Origin of the sequence: Collinsella tanakaei (assembly GCF_016900375.1) — a bacterium.
Classification (GTDB): domain Bacteria; phylum Actinomycetota; class Coriobacteriia; order Coriobacteriales; family Coriobacteriaceae; genus Collinsella.
In genome coordinates this window covers 85,319-103,178 of the sequence record NZ_JACJKB010000006.1, presented here as the reverse complement: position 1 = coordinate 103,178, position 17,860 = coordinate 85,319, and the positions used below count along the sequence as shown (strand labels likewise).

The following is a 17,860-nucleotide window of genomic DNA, read 5'->3' as shown; positions in this document are numbered from 1 at the left end:
ACAGATGTTGGATGCGGCTTGCGCGCCGCGCTCGGTTATGCTTGGCGGTACGTGGACAGGAAGTCTGCCAGGTCCGTCATCGCCTCGCGCAGGACCTCCATGCGCGGCAGGTACACGATGCGGAAGTGGTCCGGCTTGTCCCAGTTGAAGCCGCCACCGCGCGTGATGAGGATGCGCTTCTCGTGCAGCAGGTCGAGCGCGAACTGCTCATCGTCGGTGATGTTGAACTTCTTGACGTCCAGCTTGGGGAAGATGTAGAACGCCGCCTTGGGCTTGACCGCCGTCACGCCGTCGATCGCGTTCAGGGCCTCGTACACGTAGCTGCGCTGCTCGAACACGCGGCCGCCGGGCTCCACGTAGCGCTCGACGCTCTGATAGCCGCCGAGCGCCGTCTGCACGATGGACTGCGCGGGCACGTTGGAGCACAGGCGCATGTTCGACAGCATGTTCACGCCGAAGATGAAATCGCGCATGCAGCGCTTGTTGCCCGAAAGGATCATCCAGCCGATGCGGTAGCCCGCGATCATGTGCGACTTCGACAGGCCGGAGAACGTCACGCACGGCAGGTCGGGCGCGAGCGAGGCGATCGACACGTGCTTGATGCCGTCCATGCACAGGCGGTCGTAGATCTCGTCGGAGAAAACCATGAGCTGGTGTTTGCGCGCGAGGTCGACGATGCTCTGCAGGACCTCGAGCGAATAGACCGCGCCCGTGGGGTTGTTGGGGTTGATGATGACGATGGCCTTCGTGCGCGAGGTAATCTTGGCCTCCATGTCGGCCAGGTCGGGGTTCCAATCGGCCTGCTCGTCGCAGATGTAGTGCACCGGCACGCCACCCGCCAGCGTGGCGCACGCGGTCCACAGCGGGTAGTCGGGGCTCGGGATGAGGATCTCGTCGCCGGTGTCGAGCAGCGCGTTCATGCACAGCTGGATGAGCTCCGAGACGCCGTTGCCCGTATAGATGCCGTCGACGTCCACGTTGGGGATGTGCTTGAGCTGCGCGTACTGCATGATGGCCTTGCGCGCCGAGAACAGACCCTTCGAGTTGGAGTAGCCCTCGCACTCGGTGAGCTGCTGGCGCATGTCGAAGATGACCTCGTCGGGCGTGCGAAAGCCGAACGGCGCGGGGTTGCCGATGTTCAGCTTGAGGATATGCTCGCCGCGGGCCTCCATGGCCTCGGCCTCGTCGTTGACGGGACCGCGGACGTCGTAGAGGACGTTATCGAGCTTGGAGGACTTCTTGAATTCGCGCATGGTGGTGCTCCTTTGGGCGGTTGCGGCTTCGGTGCCGGTGCTGGTGCTGGTGGTCACGGGGTTGGCGGCGGCCTCATGCCGCGCGCTAGCTCGCTCGTCCGCAGGCGGCGCGGCATCGTCATGCGCGCCGGCGAGCCATGCGGCGTCGACGTCGAGGACGCGCGCCAGCAGGGCGACGACATCGCGGCGCGGCACGGTCTTGCCGCTCACGTACTGGCTCATCTGGCTTTTGCCCAGCTTGGCGCCGAGCTGCGATGCCGCCTGGATGACGCCTGCCTGCTTGAGGCCCTGGCGCTCCATCGCCTCCCTCAAGCGGGTGGCGAACAGCTCTCGTTCTGCCATGCGGTCCATCTCGCCTCCGAAGGTTCAAGATGATCTTGGTCGAAATTGAACTTCGCGGTCTCTTTGGTTCAAAGTTCAATTATGGGCAGTCTAGCACAGATGGAAATTGAACTTCGGGAAAATCTGGGGCATCTTGAACCGCCTGGACGCCCATGTGCTCACGCGTGAGCCGCCCGGCTCCCATCGTTTCCAATGGAGAAACACCGCTGTCCTGCAGCTGCTGGCCTCGCCAGACGCTATCATCAGACGACAAGGTACAGCTAAACCGTCACCCGATACGGGAGGAAACCCCATGGCCAACGATTATCTGGTCGTCATCGACATGCAGAAGGACTTCGTTGATGGCGCTCTGGGCACGCCCGAGGCGCAGGCGATCGTCGAAGGCGTTGCCGCACGCGCTCGCGACTTCGAGGGCACCGTCGTCTTCACGCGCGACACGCATGAGCCGAACTACCTCGAAACGCAGGAGGGTCGCAACCTGCCTGTTACGCACTGCGTGCGCGACACCCCGGGCTGGCAGCTCGTCCCCGAGCTTGAGGAGGTCCGCCGCACGCGCGATGCCATGGTGTTCGACAAGCCCACGTTCGGCTCGGTTGCCCTCGTGTGGTGGCTCGCCCAGCAAAACGACGAGAAGCCCATCGACTCCATCGAGGTCATCGGCCTGTGCACCGACATCTGCGTGGTGAGCAACGCCCTGCTCATCAAGGCGCACTTCCCCGAGATTCCCGTGCGCTGCGAGGCGGCTCTCTGCGCCGGCGTGACGCCCGCCGCCCACGATGCGGCCCTCTCCACGATGCGCAGCTGCCAGGTCGAAGTGCTGTAGCGGACGGTTGGCAGCTATCTGAGCCGCAAGATCGCGTCAAAATACAGAGTTAGCCAATCTGAACAGCCGGTTTTCAGTATTTCTTTTGGCATCCGCTGAGTAGATGGCCTGTTTTCGCGCTTGCCAACTGGGAAAACGCCGCCAAAATCAGGCGACTACTCTCTGGTTCGCTCAAGAAACACTGAAAACCGGCGTTCATATTGGCTAACTCGATTGACGAGACGAAAAGAGGGCGCCCGTGGCGGCAAAAGCTGCCACGGGTGCCCTCCTCGATAGGCTTTGCGTTACCCGAGTCCGACCGCCATGCCGATCACATGGATCGCGAACGCCACGACCCACGCGACACCGCACTGCAGCGCAACCACCGCCCACATCATGCGGGTGCCGAGCTCGCTGCGCACGGTCGACACAGCGGCGACACAGGGCGTGTACAGCAGCGTGAACGCCAGGAAGCAAAACGCCGTCAGCGGCGTGAACAGCGTCGGGAGCGCCGAGACGTCGCCGCCGAGCAGGACGGTAAGCGTCGAGACCACGCTCTCCTTGGCGGCAAAGCCGGCCGCGAGCGCCGTGGACGCGCGCCAGTCGCCGAAGCCGAGCGGCGCGAAGATCGGGGCGATCAGCTGGCCCACACCCGCAAGCAGGCTCTGGGACTGGTCGGTCACCACGTTGAAGCGGATGTCGAACGTCTGCAGGAACCAGATGATGATCGTGGCCACGAACACGATGGTAAATGCCTTGCGCACGAAGCCCTTGCCCTTGTCCCACGCGAGCCGCGCCACGGTGGCGGCGCTGGGCAGGCGGTAATTGGGCAGCTCCATCACGAAGGGCACGGGGTCGCCTCGAAACGCGCTGTTCTTTAGCACGAGCGCCACGAGAATGCCCACCACGATGCCCAGCAGGTACATGCCCGTCATAACGAGGCCGCCGTACGCGGGGAAGAACGCCGCGGTGATCAAGCCGTATACGGGCAGCTTCGCCGAGCAGCTCATGAACGGCGTGAGCATGACCGTCATCTTGCGGTCGTGCTCGGACGGCAAGGTGCGGGTCGCCATGATGGCAGGCACGCTGCAGCCGAAGCCGATCAGCATAGGCACGATGCTGCGGCCCGACAGGCCGATGCGGCGCAGCAGCTTATCCATCACGAAGGCGACGCGCGCCATATAGCCAGAGTCCTCGAGGATGGACAGCAGCAGGAACAGCACGACGATGATCGGCAAAAACGAAAGCACGCCACCCACGCCGGCGAAGATGCCGTCGATCACAAGCGAGTGCACGACCGGGTTCACGCCGAAGTCGGCAAGCGCGGCGTCGACCACGCCGGTAAACGCCTCGATGCCCATCTCGAGCAGGTCGGCGAGGCGCTGGCCGATCACATCAAAGGTGAGCCAGAACACAAGCGCCATGATGCCGATGAACACGGGGATGGCCGTGTAGCGGCCGGTCAGGATGCGGTCGGCAGCCACCGAGCGCATGTGCTCGCGGCTCTCGTGCGGCTTCACGACGCTTGCAGAGCAGACGTCCTCGATGAAGCCGAAGCGCATGTCGGCAAGGGCCGCCATGCGGTCGCTGCCCGACTCGTCCTCCATCTGCACGATGATGTGCTCCAGCGTGTCGAGCTCGTTTTGGTCGAGCGCCAGCGCGCGCATGACGCGCTCGTCGCCCTCGATGAGCTTCGTCGCGGCAAAGCGCAGCGGCAGACCGGCGGTGGCCGCGTGGTCCTCGACCAGGTGGCACACGCCGTGGATGCAGCGGTGCAGCGCGCCGTGATCCGGGCCGGCGGCGGCGCAGAAGTCCAGGCGCCCGGGATGCTCGCGGAAGCGCGCGACGTGCAGCGCGTGCTCCACCAGCTCGCCGATGCCCTCGCCCTTGGCGGCCGAAATGGGCACCACCGGGATGCCGAGCAGCTCCTCGAGCTTGTTGACGTCGACGGTGCCGCCGTTGGCGGCGACCTCGTCCATCATGTTGAGCGCCAGCACCATGGGGCGGTCGAGCTCCATGAGCTGCAGCGTCAGGTAGAGGTTGCGCTCGATGTTCGTCGCATCCACGATGTTGATGATGGCGTCGGGCTGCTCGTGCAGGATGAACTCGCGCGAGACGATCTCCTCGCTCGTGTAGGGCGAAAGCGAGTAGATGCCCGGCAGGTCGGTGACCGTGGCCTCGGGATGGCCCTTGATCTGGCCGTCCTTACGGTCGACGGTGACGCCCGGGAAGTTGCCCACATGCTGGTTGGAGCCGGTGAGCTGGTTGAACAGCGTGGTCTTGCCGCAGTTCTGGTTGCCGGCGAGCGCGAAGCTCAAGGGACGGCCCTCGGGGATGGGCTTGCCGCCGGTACGCGGGCGCGCGGCGTCCTCGCCGAGCGCGGGGTGCGCCGTGGTGCCCACCTGGGCGTTGCGGCGCAGCAGGTTGTGCGCATCGTGAATGTCGCGCAGCTCGATGCGGGCCGCGTCGTCCTTACGCAGCGTGAGCTCGTAGCCGCGCAGGCGAATCTCGACCGGGTCGCCCATGGGGGCGTACTTCATCATGGTGACCTCGGTGCCCGGCGTGAGGCCCATGTCCAGAATATGCTGACGCAGCGCCGCGTCATCGGAATCGACCGACGCGATGATGGCGTCCTTGCCGATCTCGAGCGTATCAAGTCTCATGTATGCTGTGCTTCCCCTCTGGCGCAGGCTGCGCCTCGGTATGCATTCATGCCTTTGCCATGATAGCGTGACGGGCGGCAAGCAGCGGGAATAACATCGATTTCATCTCATGTAAACGCAGGGGCAGGTGCGCGGGGCGGGGGCAGTGCTGGCGGGCGCGAGGACTCGCCTTGGCACGCGGAAGCGCCTTGACGACAAGGCGGGCGCGAAGCCGCTCGCTCGAGATGGGGCGCCGAGCTCCTCCCCCGCCGGACGGCACCCCGACCACGCAGGCGACTTTTTAATTGACCCCAGGCGAGACCGCTGTTTCTCTCTCTAACTTGGCCAAACATGGCAAGTTAGAGAGAGAAACAGCGGTCTCGCCTGGGGTCAGTAATTTCCAAGGCGCCCATCCCAAGTAGATGCCGCCCGAAGAGTGCGCTGGACGGCCACCCCCTAAACACAAAGGAACCCCCGGCGCGTTTGAGCAGAACGCACCGGGGGCCTTGGAAAAGGGAAAGGAAAGACAAGCTAACGATGAATGGAAAGGTCTACGCCCCGAGATACCAGGCGGCACCGTTGTCGTAGAGGATCTCCTGCGCGTGGTCCGCACCGACGGCCTCGCAGATGAGCTCGATGTCGTCGACACCGAAACGCTTGCTCGCGCGAGTCGACGGCAGGTCGGACCCGAAAATCAGCGCCTGGGGATTCTCCGCATAGAGCTCGGCGATGAGCTTCGAGGCCTCCTCACGGGTGTGGTCGATGCGGCCGAAACCCGTCACGCGGACCGGTACGCCGGCGGACACGAACCGCTTGAGCAGGTCCGCCCCGCCCTTGCGCATGCCAAGATGGTCGATGGACACGCCGGGCATGCGCAGCACGAGCGCGACGAAGTCGTCGTCCATCTTTGAGGCGTCCAGGTAGAGCTCAGTCTTCCAGCCGCACAGCTCGCGCACGCGGCGGCCCTGCCCCTCGATCTCTTCCAGCGTAGCGGAAAGGCCGCGGAAGAGATTGAAGCGGATGGCCTTGATGCCCAGCTCGTCGAGCTTCAGGATCTCGTCATCGGACGTCTCGGGGTCAAGCTGCGTCACGCCGACGAAACCCTCGCCGAGCTTGCCGAGCGCACCGGCGAAATAGCTCTGATCGTAGCCCTGGAACGAACCGGACACCACGGCGCCTCCGACGGCCTCGATGCCCATGTCGGCGAGTTCGGCGCGGTACTGCTCGACCGTGTAGTAGTCGGGCGTGAAGCCCTGGTTCACCACGAGGGGATACGCAGGATCGATGATGTGGAAGTGGCTGTCGAATACCTTGTACACGACTCCCCCAATCCTAGAAGATGAACATCAGCAGAACCGAAGCGACGGCGGCGAAGGCCAGCCCGAGCGGCGTACCCTTGAATAGGAGCTCGTTGTAGAACTTGTCCTGCTCCTCGCCCTCGAGGCCGCTGGCGCCGAGCTGAAGCGAGCCGCCCGTAGAGAACGGCGCAATCGAGGTGGACTGAGCGCCGATGATGATGGCGACGGCGAACAGCGAGGGGCTCATGCCGGTGGCGGCCACGAAACCCGGGATCATCGGGAACATGAGCGGGGCCACGACGCCGAGCGTCGAGCTGAAGATAGACATGATACCAGCGATGACGCAGACGGCAATGGGCACGATCGGGGTCGGAATCATGTTGATGAGACCCGCGAGCATGTCGATGGTACCGGCTTGGACGGCCACCTCGACGAGCATGCCGACGCCACCGACCAACCAGATGGTGTCCCACGGCACGCGCTGGAACACGGGCTTGGGATCGTCCACGAGCTTGCACAGGTAGCCGACGATGGCCATGACCAGAGCGACCAGGGTAACATCCACGCGGTCGCACGCCTCGACGAACCAGGTGACATCGGAGAACAGGTTGCTCAGGATGGGCGCGCCCAGAACGATGAGCATCATGATGAAGATGAGCGCCAGGTTGAGCTTCTGCTTGCCGGTGAAGGGCTCGGGCTTCTCGATGTGAAGCTCGCTGTCCTTGCCGCGGTTGTTGCGCATGTCGATGAAGCACAGGACGCCGATGACGATGATGGGGTAGATGAACGACACGGCGAAGATGTTCGTCGTGATGGCGCTCGCCTGATCGGCGACGCCCTCGACCTGGCTGAGCAGCGAGTTGAACAGGACGCCATGGGCGCTGACCATGAAGTTCGCGCCGGACAGGGCACCGAGCGACACGGCCATGGCGGCGTACAGGCGGTTCATGTTGGAGTTGCGGCAAAGCACCATGCCGATGGCGCCCATGACGGCAACGGAGGTGAAGAACGCGGCGCCGAGACCGGAGACGAGCGCCGTCACCAAGTACAGAACGAGCGGCAGGAACTGCTCGAGCTTGCGGAAGCGGTACAGTAGCACGTTCGCAACCTTCTCCAGCGTACCGTTGACCACAGCGAAGTTGAAGAAGAGCGAAATCGAGAAGATGACCATGAACAGGTCGGTCGGCCACGCGCCGAGCAGGTCGTCAACCGACATTCCAAGCACAAAACAGCCAATAATATAGGCAAATGCGCCAGCAATCAGACCGGTGTTGATGTTAAATATCTCTCCGAGGCCGATTGCCAAAACGATGGCTAGGATAACCAGCACAGATTCCATTGTTTTCCTCCTCATAAACTAATGGAAAGCTGACCTACGTCAATTTCGAGCGCAATCACCTCCCTGCGTATGCGGGCGGAACGCTGTGCGGAAACTTCCGTTCCGCTCGCATACCCTCTTGTCGAGCGACAAGCGACGAATCAGCTGCGGCCGGGGCGGGGTATCGCCCCGGCCGCTTTGTGCTCGCTATCGCCTATTGCGGTTGAAGTTGATCAGGCAGCCATCGAGCACGATCTGGCGCTCGTTGTCGGTCATGGGCGCAACGTAGAGCGCCATGGTGCCGGCAACCTTGCCGTCGCGGATGACGTGACCGGTGAACTCGGTGGCGCCGGAGGCGATGGCCTCGCGGACACCGGGGACGTAGACGAAGTCGCCGACCTCGAAGGCGGGCTCGTCCTCGGACTGGAACGGGATCATGCCCCAGTTCATCACGTTGGAGCGGTAGCGCTTCGTTGCGTACTGCTTCGTGATGTTGGCAAGGCCGCCCAGGACGCGCTGACAGCTTGCTGCCTGCTCGCGTGCGGAGCCGTCGCCCGGCTTGATGGCGTAGACCATGGAGCCGATCTCGACGTTATCAGCGGCGGCCTCGGGCGTGACGGTGCGGATGGCCGCGAAGACGTCGGCGAGCTCAGCAGGCTCGGCACCCTCGAGACGCGCGGTCTCGTAGGCAGCCGTCTTCTTGGCGTTGCCCACGTAGGCCGGGTCGCGGCGCGACAGCGTGAACTCAGCGAGGCCGAGCGGATTGGAACGGAACGACGAGGTCTCGCCCGAGGGGATGAGCTCGTCGGTCGTGGTCACCGGGTCGAGGATCTTGGAGCAGACCTGCAGCAGGATGTTCTCGCCGAGCGGCTCCATCTCGGGCCAGTCCTTGATGTTCGGGCCGTAGACGAGCGGCTCCTCCTCCTTGGCGACCGCGAAGCCGTTGAACACGCGGTGCTCGTAGGACGAAGGATCGAAATCGTGCTCGGGCACGTCGCCCCAGCAGTCGAGCGTCTCGGCGGAGGTGAGCACGCCGCCGTTGGCCGCCGTGGCCGCGATGGAGCGGGCATCCATGAGGGCGACGGCGCTCATCTGACCGTTACCGGGCTTGGAGCCCTCGCGGTTCGGGAAGTTGCGCGTGGTGTGGCGGATGGCCAGCGTGTTGTTGGCCGGGGTGTCACCAGCGCCGAAGCAGGGGCCGCAGAATGCCGTGCGGATGATGGCGCCCGCCTGCATGAGATCGTAGATGGCGCCCTTCTTGACCAGGTCGGCGAAGACCGGCTGCGAAGAGGGGTACACGGACAGCGCGAACTCACCGGCGCCGCAGCTCTTGCCGCGCAGCGCGTGGGCGGCCTCGATGACGTTCGTGTAGTTGCCGCCCGCGCAGCCGGCGATAGTGCCCTGCTGCACGTGCAGACCGGCGGCGTCGACCTTGCCGAGCAGGTCGAGCGAGCCCACGCGGCCGGAAATCTCGTCGGCGTGCTTCTCGACGTCCGCCAGGATGTCGGCGAGGTTGGCGTTGAGCTCGTCGATGGTGTAGACGTTGGAGGGATGGAACGGCAGGGCGATCATCGGGCGGATCTTGGAGAGATCCACGCGCACGCAGCCATCGTAGTAGGCCACGTCTGCCGGATCGAGCTGCTTGAAGTCCTCGGCACGGCCGTGGTCGGCGAGGAACTTCTTCGTGTCCTCGTCGGTACGCCAGATGGAGGACAGGCAAGTGGTCTCGGTCGTCATGACGTCGACGCCGTTGCGGTAGTCGGTCGTCATGGTGGAGACGCCCGGGCCGACGAACTCCATGACCTTGTTCTTCACGTAGCCGCGCTCGAACACGGCGCCGATGATGGCCAGCGCGATGTCCTGCGGGCCGACGAACGGCGCGGGCGCGCCCTCGAGGTAGATGGCGATGACCTCGGGCGTGGCCACGTCGTAGGTCTGGCCGAGCAGCTGTTTGACGAGCTCGCCGCCGCCCTCGCCGATGGCCATGGTGCCGAGCGCGCCGTAGCGGGTGTGGGAGTCGGAGCCGAGGATCATCTTGCCGCCGCCGGCCATCATCTCGCGCATGTACTGGTGGATGACGGCGATGTGCGGGGGCACGTAGATGCCGCCGTAGTGCTTGGCCGCGGACAGACCGAAGAGGTGATCGTCCTCGTTGATGGTGCCGCCCACCGCGCACAGCGAGTTGTGGCAGGTGGTGAGCACGTAAGGGATCGGGAACTTCTCGAGACCCGAGGCCTTCGCGGTCTGGACGATGCCGACGTAGGTGATGTCGTGGCTCGTGAGCGCGTCGAACTTCACCTTGAGGTTCTTCTCGTCGCCCGACGTATTGTGCGCCTGCATGATGCCGTAGGCGATGGTGCCGCGGCGCGCCTGATCCGGCGTGACCTCGCGGCCCTTTGCGTTCTTGACGGCGTCGACCTCGGCCTCGGGAACGATCTGGTCCCCGTCGACGAGGTATACGCCGCCCTCGTACAGCTTCACTGCATCCATGTGTCCTCCCTATGCCGAAAAGATGGACGTTCCATGCCCTGAGTATGCGGGGATAGCCCCCATACGACAAATACTTTGATTGGATGGAGACTATAAGGTGTATCCTATAAAGCAAGGTCAGAATAGCTGATTGTGCTGGAAGAGCGACGTAATCTGTTGGCAGGAGGGCGCGCCCTTTCGCCTTGAGGACCGCGTCAGCGAGGAGCATCATGAACGACCGGGAGCTCATCTACATCAAGACCATCGCCGACGAGGGCAGCGTGTCCGCCGCGGCGCGCAAACTCTTCGTTGCCCAGCCGTCGCTCTCGCAATCGCTCCATCGCATCGAGGAAGGCCTCGAGGTCAAGCTCTTCGACCGCACGAAGCACGGCCTGCAGCCCACCGATGCCGGCAAGAAATACCTGCAGATGGCAAACCAGGTGCTGAAGCTCTACGAGGATTTCCGGACCGACCTGAGCGATACCGACGCGCTCAAGAAGGGAACGGTCACGTTCGGCATCACGCGGCTGCTCGGGCGCATCCTGCTGCCCGAGGTGCTGCCCGCGTTCTGCCGCGCCTACCCCAACATCAAGATCAATATCGTGGAGGGAAACTCGAAGGAGCTCGACCGCGCGCTCACCGCCTGCGAGATCGGCTTCGCCGTGATGCACCGCCTGCCCGAAAACGTTAACAACCACATCGATTACAACGTGCTGTGGACCGATCCCTTCGTCGTGACGGCGGGTTCCGACAGCCCCCTGCTGGATAAGGCCGTCAAGAGCATCCGCTACCCATACCCCTACATCGATATCCGCGACCTCATAGAGGAACCGCTCATCACCGTTCCCTATGGTCAGCGCATCCGTCAGGTGCTCGATCTTTCGTTTATGCGGGCGCGCGTCAGCCCCCATATCGCGCTCGAGATGCGCGACTACGCGACGGCGCAGTGCGTCGCGGCGCGCGGATTGGGCTACACGATCGGGCCGCAGAGCTACACGCAGATCGCCGACCTTCCCGAAGGGGCGCGCTTCCTTTCGATTGACGAGAACCTCAACGCCAAATGGTACCTGTGCCTGGCTACCTTCCGGAACGGTTCGCTCTCCCGCGCCGACGAGACGCTTGCCTCGTATTTTGAGAAGGCTATCGAGCGGACAATCGCCTAGTGGCAAATCCCGTACAACTACGTCGGGCCGTCGCCGAAGTCCGACACGACCGAGCGCCGCGTTATTGCCGGCGTTTATTTCTGACCCCAGGCGAGACCGCGATTTCTCTCTCTAACGCGCCCATTTTGGCGAATTAGAGAGAGAAACAGCGGTCTCGCCTGGGGTCAGAAATGAACCGGCCGTCTTTACTGGATGAACTCGCACGGCAACGTACTCCAAACGTGCGTTGCAGCCGTCTTTGCACGTGGCATTTCACCGCTCGCCGGCGGATTCGGCAGCGCTCACCGAGACGCATTCCAGCGCTCCTCAATGGCTCCACGATCTTTCGCCGCCAACCATAGGTGTTGGGTTCTGGAAGGCATTCGCGGGAACGCAGCGCTGAATCGCCTGAAATCTCTCCAATAAGATATCGCTATATGTTCTTTTAGCTATTGGAGTTATTGCATGAAACGCAAGACACAGTGCGACCGGCGCATCTGCGCGCTGCTCAACGAGGCGGAAGAGGAATCGCGATGCGCCTGGGCGCAAACACCCGAAGACACGCAGGCATTCAGCAGGCGGAAAGCCGACGGGAGCCTCGTGCGTCCCCATCGCGGCCTTTACGTGCGCTCGTCTGTCTGGTCGAAGCTCAAGCCGGACGAACGGGCGCGCTGGATCATACGCGCTCTGGCCAAGCTTCATCCCGACTGGACATTTTGCCTGTACAGCGCCGCGCTCATGCACGGGCTTCCCGTCTCTTATCGGCTGCTCACGTGCACACATATTTGCATTGACCCGTCGTGCTCGACAAAAAGCTCCGCGGACATCATCCGTCACGCCGACACCCGAACGGACAGGGTTGCCGTCATCGATGGCGTTCGTGTCACGTCGTTCGCGTCAACCGTCATCGACTGCCTCCGCGTCGCTCCTTTCGAAGACGGAATGGCCATAGCCGACGCCGCCTTGAGAACATGGGGAGTCGAGCATGAGCTTCTCGAGGGGATGGTCTACAAACTTGCCTATGGGCGGCGTGGCTACCTCAATGCCTTGCGCATCGCCCGACTTGCCGATGCGCGCGCGGAGAGCGGAGGGGAATCGATCGCAAGGGCCATCATGATCACAGCGGGTATTTCGCCCCACGACCTTCAACCGACGTTTTCGGACCCCTACGACAAGGGGCGAACCCTAAGGCCTGATTATCTGTTCAAGCTCAAAGATGGAACGACCGTGCTGGGCGAGCTGGATGGCAAGGAGAAATACACCAACGAGAGGATGCTCAAAGGCAAAACAACAGCCGATGCTCTCATCGAAGAACGCAAGCGGGAAGCACACCTGTCTGCCCTCGGTATGCCCATCGTGCGGTTTTCCATGGATGACGTCTGGAAGCCTGGCAAGCTTGCCCAGCTGTTTGCCGTCGTCGACGTGACACCCGAGGCGCTGGTGCCCGGCGATTATCGCGATACCGCCATTAAACCGCTCGACTATCGATCGGCACTCCCGTCGCTCAACGCCGGGCTCGATCCGAAGCCGGGCTATTAATTGACCCCAGGCGAGACCGCGATTTCTATCTCTAACGTCGCCAAAACGGGCACGTTAGAGAGAGAAACAGCGGTCTCGCCTGGGGTCAGTAATAAAAGCGGAGAATTCGAGACACGGAAGGCGCATCGGCGCGATCGGGGCGACTACTCCTCGGTGCGCCAGCCGCGGCAGACGTCAACCCAGCCGGCGGCGTTCGTGGCGCGCTCGAGCTCGGGGATCGTCAGGCGCACGCCGCTGTGGTCGTTGCCGCAGGCGGGGTACACCACGTCGAAGCGGCGCAGCGATTCATCCAGGTACACGCGGGCCTCGGGCTTGGCGCCAAAGGGGCACACGCCGCCGGGAGCGTGGCCCACGAGCCCCTCGACGACGTCACCGGGGATCATCTTGGCCTTGGTGTGGAAAAACTGCTTGAACATGCTGTTGTTTACGCGCGCATCGCCCGCGCACAGGACGAGCACCGGGGCGTCGTCCACCAGAAACGCCATGGTCTTGGCGATATGCTCGGGCTCGCAGCCGAGCGCCGCCGCGGCCTCCTCCACCGTCGAGCTCGGGGCCTCGGTGGCGATCACGCGGTCGCCCAAGCCGATGCTATCCAGATATGCCTTTGCAACGTCAAACGACATGCTGCTGTCCTCTCACCCGATACCGTGCTTTGTTAGCACACCATCGTAGCAGCAAGCCACAGCAGCGCAACGTATCCGAACTGGCGCGGATACTCGATCAGCACGCCGCCGAACTCCCGCACAAACGAGCGCATCCAGGTCGCGAGCCTTGTCGGCGCCGCCGCGACCTCCGCATCGAGCCCGAGCCGGCGCGCCATGGTCGCACAGCGAAACACATGGAACTCGCTCGTCGCCAGCGCCACGCGATACGGCGCGCCGCCGCCCAGCCGGTCCATGAGCGCCTTCGAGAACACCAGGTTCTCGAGCGTGGTGGTGGAGCGGTCCTCCTCGACGATCGCTGCGGCGGGAACGCCCTGCTCAAGCAGGTAATCGCGCATCACGGCAGCCTCGGATGCCACCTCGTCGGCGCCCTGGCCGCCCGACACCACGATGGCGCCGCATCGACCTTGGCGCTCCCAGAGCTCGCGCGCCGCATCGACACGGCTTGCGAGCAGCGGAGACGGCTTCGTTCCGAAGATCTTCGCCCCGTGCACCACGATATAGGCGAACGGCCGGGCGATGTCGACGCGCGCAGCCGGGTGGCAAACGCGGTAGGCGGCGTTGCCGATCACGAAGACGATAAGCGCGAAGGCGAGCCAGAGGGCCTCGAATGCAAGGAGGCTCACCACGCTGCGAAACGGGAGTGTCGCGATGGCTCCGGCGCGCGTCGCCACGTACAGCCCCGCCAGCACGGCGGCAACGCCCAGCGAGGCGACCGAGACGGCACGCGCCCCGCGATGCCGGACGATGTCCGCGCAGCCACTCAGGGCCAAAAGGGCAACGGCGACGCAGATAATGCCAAACGATACAGGAGAGCGGTACAGAACATCGAGCTCGCCGGGGCCACCGCAAACCCCCAGCACGAGGGCGGCAAACAGTGCGAGCAGCGCCGCGGGCCCCATCCGCACGAACGACGCCGAACCGCCGCGGAACGAGGCGACGAGCACAGCGAGCGCCCCGAGCGCAAGCGCGCCGGAGACCGCTATCGCCATATCACCCATGTCCTCGCCCCTATCGGTTTTCGCGTCTGCGAGCGCGCCGGCAAACGCCGCGCATTACGCCTCGACGATGCCCTGACGAACCAGGAAGTCGAACGCGAGGTCGACCCAGGCATCGACCGCCCGCTGCTCCGCCTCGTTGTCGCTGCGCGTGTTGACGTTCGCCACCGAAAGCCCGTGGCCGCCGCGATCGAACACGTGGACCTCGTGCGCCACGCCCTCGCGCGCCATGGCGGCGGCGAAGTCGTAGACCTGCACGATCGGACAGGTGCGGTCGTCGGCCGTACCCCACACGAACGTCGGCGGCATATCGCGCGAGACATGCGTCGTGGGACACACCTCGGCCATGCGCTCGTCGGTGGCGTCGCCGCCCATCACCAAGGCAAAGTAATCGTTCAGCAGGTCGCGGCCGGTTTTGCCGCCCGTCTTGGGAACGCGCAGGTCGATGCGCGGGTCGCGCGTCTGCTCATCGCGCACGACGCGGAAGTCGAGCACCGGGTAGGCAAGGATCGCCGCGTCGGGACGCGTGTACTCCAGGCGCTCCCCCGCGAGGGCCGCAAACGAGCTGCTCTTCCACTGGGCCGCAAGCGACGCGCACACGAAGCCGCCAGCCGAGAAGCCCACGACCACGACGCGCTCGGGATCGACGTGCCAGTCCTTAGCGTTCGCACGGACGGTGGCGACCATCTTGGCGAGGTCGACCTCGGGATTCGGGAAGGAGACGTCGCCCGTCGCGCTTGTCACGTAGTCGAGCGTAAACGCCTGAAAGCCGCGGTTCAGAAACGCGAAGGCCACCGGCTCCTGCTCGTGCGCGGCGATGCTCGTGAAGCTGCCGCCGCCGCAGATCACCACCGCGGGGCGCGGCTTGTTCGCGCGGGCGGGTACCGGCTCTGCCAGATAGGCCGTGTAGGTTGCCGGATGCTCTTCGGTCGGCTCGTCGCCCCACAGGGCATGCGTCTCGATAACCATAGGTGATGCACCATCCGTTTCTGCTGCGTTGTTGCTTCGTTTATCGGCGGGTTAACCCGCAGACAAGGGTATACCAGCGAGCGCCGCCTGCCGACAACTCCAGAGTCTTCACACGCATGAACATGACAGTCAGGACGGGGCCCACTGTCATGTTTTTTTGCGCACAGCGGCAGGCCGCCCCGCGCTCGCGGATTGCATGACAGTGGGCCCCGTCCTAACTGTCATGTTTATCCGAGGGCGTTTTGGCGCTCTTAAGCCAACAGGGGGTCAGAATCGCCCGACTGGTGCGCACCACCTGCAGGTTTTTATGTATACAAGGTCGTGATTATCCCCCACACGCATTACCAAGGATGCCGCTTGGGTATCATGGGCGCAGAGCGCGGAGGCACCTCCGCAACCAAACAAGATCCCAAGGAGGACCACCTATGAGCCTGTTGAATAAGATCCGCACCTCGCTCTTCACCCCCAGCGAGGACGCCGTTCCCGAACCCGCTTCGTTCGCCACCCGCGCCGACACCGTCTACGCGCCCATCTCCGGCGTGCTCGTCAGCGTTCAGGAGATCAACGACGAGGTCATCGCCTCCGGCATGCTCGGCGACGGCTACGGCATCATCCCGGTCGGAAACACCATCTACGCCCCGAACAACGGCCGCGTGAACACGGTCACCGTCACCAACCACGCCGTGGGCATCATGACCGACACCGGCGTCGAAGTGCTCATCCACGTCGGCATCGACACCGTCAAGATGGAGGGCAAGGGCTTCATGCGCCACGTCGAGGCGGGCGATATCGTGACCGCCGGCACGCCGCTGCTCACGTTCAACCCCGAGACCATCAAGGCTGCTGGTTACGACGACATGGTGACGGTCGTCATCTCCAACCCGGAGAGGTTCCGCAAGATCGACCACGTCGCCTCGTCGAACACCATGATCGGCGGTCGTCCGCTCGTCAAGCTCGGCGACCCTCTGCTGGTCACCCGCGCCTAACGCACGCACAGCACCGCTGAAATCGCTCACAAGCCGCCCGCTCACCCGGGCGGCTTTTTTCATGGCCGCGCCACCTCGGCTGGCGCCTTCCGGCTACGTCCCCAATGAGGCCAAGTGCCCGCACGCCGCCCGTGGCCTCATTGGGGACGTAGCCGGGAGGTGCCGCGGGCCGCTGCGTTCGCGGAATAGTGACACCCTTGCCGGGCTGAACGGCCACATCGGGGGTACAAATCCAATGATGTACCGCGATCAAGCACGGAGGGAACGGCTATGGCAGATTACACCCTGGAGGGCATCGGCAAGCTCGGCTTCGGCCTCATGCGCCTGCCCAAGAACGACGACGTCATCGACATCGAGCAGACCAAGCAGATGGTCGACATGTTCCTCGATGCCGGCTTCACCTACTTCGACACCGCCTGGGCCTACAAGGGCAGCGAGGACGCCATCCGCCGTGCCCTCGTCGAGCGCCACCCGCGCGAGAGCTACCAGCTCGCCACCAAGTGCGCCGCGTGGATCGACTGCAAGACGCGCGACGACGCCATCGCCCAGTTCGAGACCTCGCTCGAGCGCACCGGCGCCGGGTACTTCGATTTCTACCTACTGCACAACCTGGGCGAGCACCGCACCGAGAAATTCAACGAATTCGGCCTGTGGGACTGGATCTTGGAGCAGAAGGCCGCCGGAAAGATCAAGCACGCCGGCTTCAGCTTCCACTCCACGCCCGAAGAGCTCGACGAGCTGCTCACCGCGCACCCCGAGATGGAGTTCGTGCAGCTGCAGATCAACTACGCCGATTGGGAGAATCCATCGGTGCAGTCGCGCGGATGCTACGAGGTCGCTCGCGCGCACAACAAGCCCGTTGTGATCATGGAGCCCGTCAAGGGCGGCATGCTTGCCAACCCGCCCGAGAGCGTTGCGCGCGTGCTGAAGGAAGCCGAACCCGAGTCGTCGGCCGCGAGCTGGGCCATCCGCTTCGCCGCGAGCCTGCCGGGCGTGATCACGGTGCTCTCCGGCATGAGCAACGTCGAGCAGATGGCCGATAACCTGTCGTATATGAAGGACTTCACGGGCCTGACCGAGACCGAGCAGGCGACGCTCGACCGCGCGCGCGAGGAGCTCGCCAAGATCCCGCTCATCCCCTGCACCGCATGCAACTACTGCGCCAAGGTCTGCCCCATGGGCGTCGGCATCTCCGGCACCTTCATGGCGATGAACATGCTCACGCTCTACGGCGACCTCAAGAAGGCTCAAGACGAGGAGAAATGGCTCGTGACCGAGCACGGCCGCAAGCGCGCGACGTCGTGTATCAAGTGCAGCGCCTGCGAGCAGGCCTGCCCGCAGCACATCAAGATCCGCGATGAGCTCGTGCGCTGCGCCGAGGCACTCGGCATCGAGGAATAGCCCGAACGCATCCAACCCCCGCAACCGAAGGGCCCGGCA

At 64.0% G+C, this 17,860-nt stretch carries 13 protein-coding genes; 5 read left to right on the top strand and 8 right to left on the bottom strand.

Annotated elements, in window-relative coordinates; genetic code table 11:
• Positions 1–35 precede the first annotated feature (35 nt).
• Entirely contained in the window at positions 36–1,604 is a 1,569-nt protein-coding gene (locus tag H6A16_RS05510) for an aminotransferase class I/II-fold pyridoxal phosphate-dependent enzyme (RefSeq protein ID WP_428830077.1), read from the bottom strand.
• A gap of 283 nt (positions 1,605–1,887) precedes the next feature.
• On the opposite strand from H6A16_RS05510, the gene H6A16_RS05505 reads away from it, so the two are divergent.
• Positions 1,888–2,418, top strand: a complete 531-nt coding sequence (locus tag H6A16_RS05505; protein ID WP_204616902.1) for a cysteine hydrolase family protein — start codon at positions 1,888–1,890, stop codon at positions 2,416–2,418.
• A 284-nt stretch (positions 2,419–2,702) separates the two neighbouring features.
• On the opposite strand, the gene feoB is transcribed toward H6A16_RS05505, so the two are convergent.
• The 4 genes from feoB to H6A16_RS05485 form a co-directional block, all read right to left on the bottom strand.
• On the bottom strand, positions 2,703–5,060 hold the full coding sequence (feoB, locus tag H6A16_RS05500; RefSeq protein WP_204616899.1) for a ferrous iron transport protein B: 2,358 nt from the start codon (positions 5,058–5,060) through the stop codon (positions 2,703–2,705).
• Between the two features lie 530 nt (positions 5,061–5,590).
• Positions 5,591–6,358: an amidohydrolase family protein gene (locus H6A16_RS05495; protein WP_204616897.1), complete on the bottom strand. Its 768-nt coding sequence runs from the start codon at positions 6,356–6,358 to the stop codon at positions 5,591–5,593.
• Between the two features lie 13 nt (positions 6,359–6,371).
• Positions 6,372–7,676, bottom strand: a complete 1,305-nt coding sequence (locus tag H6A16_RS05490) for an SLC13 family permease (RefSeq protein WP_204616895.1) — start codon at positions 7,674–7,676, stop codon at positions 6,372–6,374.
• A gap of 186 nt (positions 7,677–7,862) precedes the next feature.
• A complete protein-coding gene (locus H6A16_RS05485; protein WP_204616893.1) occupies positions 7,863–10,145 on the bottom strand; it encodes a hydratase in 2,283 nt (760 codons plus the stop codon).
• 209 nt (positions 10,146–10,354) lie between these two features.
• Between H6A16_RS05485 and H6A16_RS05480 the strand changes: the two genes are divergently transcribed.
• Together H6A16_RS05480 and H6A16_RS05475 are read left to right on the top strand one after the other, a co-directional pair.
• Complete coding sequence (locus tag H6A16_RS05480) at positions 10,355–11,287, top strand: LysR family transcriptional regulator (protein ID WP_204616891.1); 933 nt, start codon at positions 10,355–10,357, stop codon at positions 11,285–11,287.
• Positions 11,288–11,731: 444 nt separating this feature from the next.
• The gene (locus H6A16_RS05475; protein WP_204616889.1) at positions 11,732–12,805 is read left to right on the top strand and encodes a type IV toxin-antitoxin system AbiEi family antitoxin domain-containing protein; all 1,074 of its coding nucleotides are present in this window, start codon (positions 11,732–11,734) and stop codon (positions 12,803–12,805) included.
• A 143-nt stretch (positions 12,806–12,948) separates the two neighbouring features.
• Here the strand turns inward: H6A16_RS05475 and H6A16_RS05470 are convergent, their stop codons facing one another.
• The 3 genes from H6A16_RS05470 to H6A16_RS05460 are packed head-to-tail and all read right to left on the bottom strand — an operon-like array spanning position 12,949 to position 15,434.
• Positions 12,949–13,428, bottom strand: coding sequence for a YbaK/EbsC family protein (locus tag H6A16_RS05470; RefSeq protein ID WP_204616887.1), 480 nt, complete (start codon positions 13,426–13,428; stop codon positions 12,949–12,951).
• 32 nt (positions 13,429–13,460) lie between these two features.
• Positions 13,461–14,468, bottom strand: coding sequence for a YdcF family protein (locus H6A16_RS05465; RefSeq protein WP_204616885.1), 1,008 nt, complete (start codon positions 14,466–14,468; stop codon positions 13,461–13,463).
• 54 nt (positions 14,469–14,522) lie between these two features.
• Positions 14,523–15,434 carry an alpha/beta hydrolase gene (locus tag H6A16_RS05460; protein ID WP_204616883.1) on the bottom strand — a complete coding sequence of 304 codons (912 nt, stop codon included), beginning with the start codon at positions 15,432–15,434 and terminating at the stop codon, positions 14,523–14,525.
• Positions 15,435–15,859: 425 nt separating this feature from the next.
• On the opposite strand from H6A16_RS05460, the gene H6A16_RS05455 reads away from it, so the two are divergent.
• A complete protein-coding gene (locus tag H6A16_RS05455) occupies positions 15,860–16,420 on the top strand; it encodes a PTS sugar transporter subunit IIA (protein WP_204616881.1) in 561 nt (186 codons plus the stop codon).
• A 270-nt stretch (positions 16,421–16,690) separates the two neighbouring features.
• A complete protein-coding gene (locus H6A16_RS05450) occupies positions 16,691–17,821 on the top strand; it encodes an aldo/keto reductase (protein WP_204616879.1) in 1,131 nt (376 codons plus the stop codon).
• Positions 17,822–17,860 lie beyond the last annotated feature (39 nt).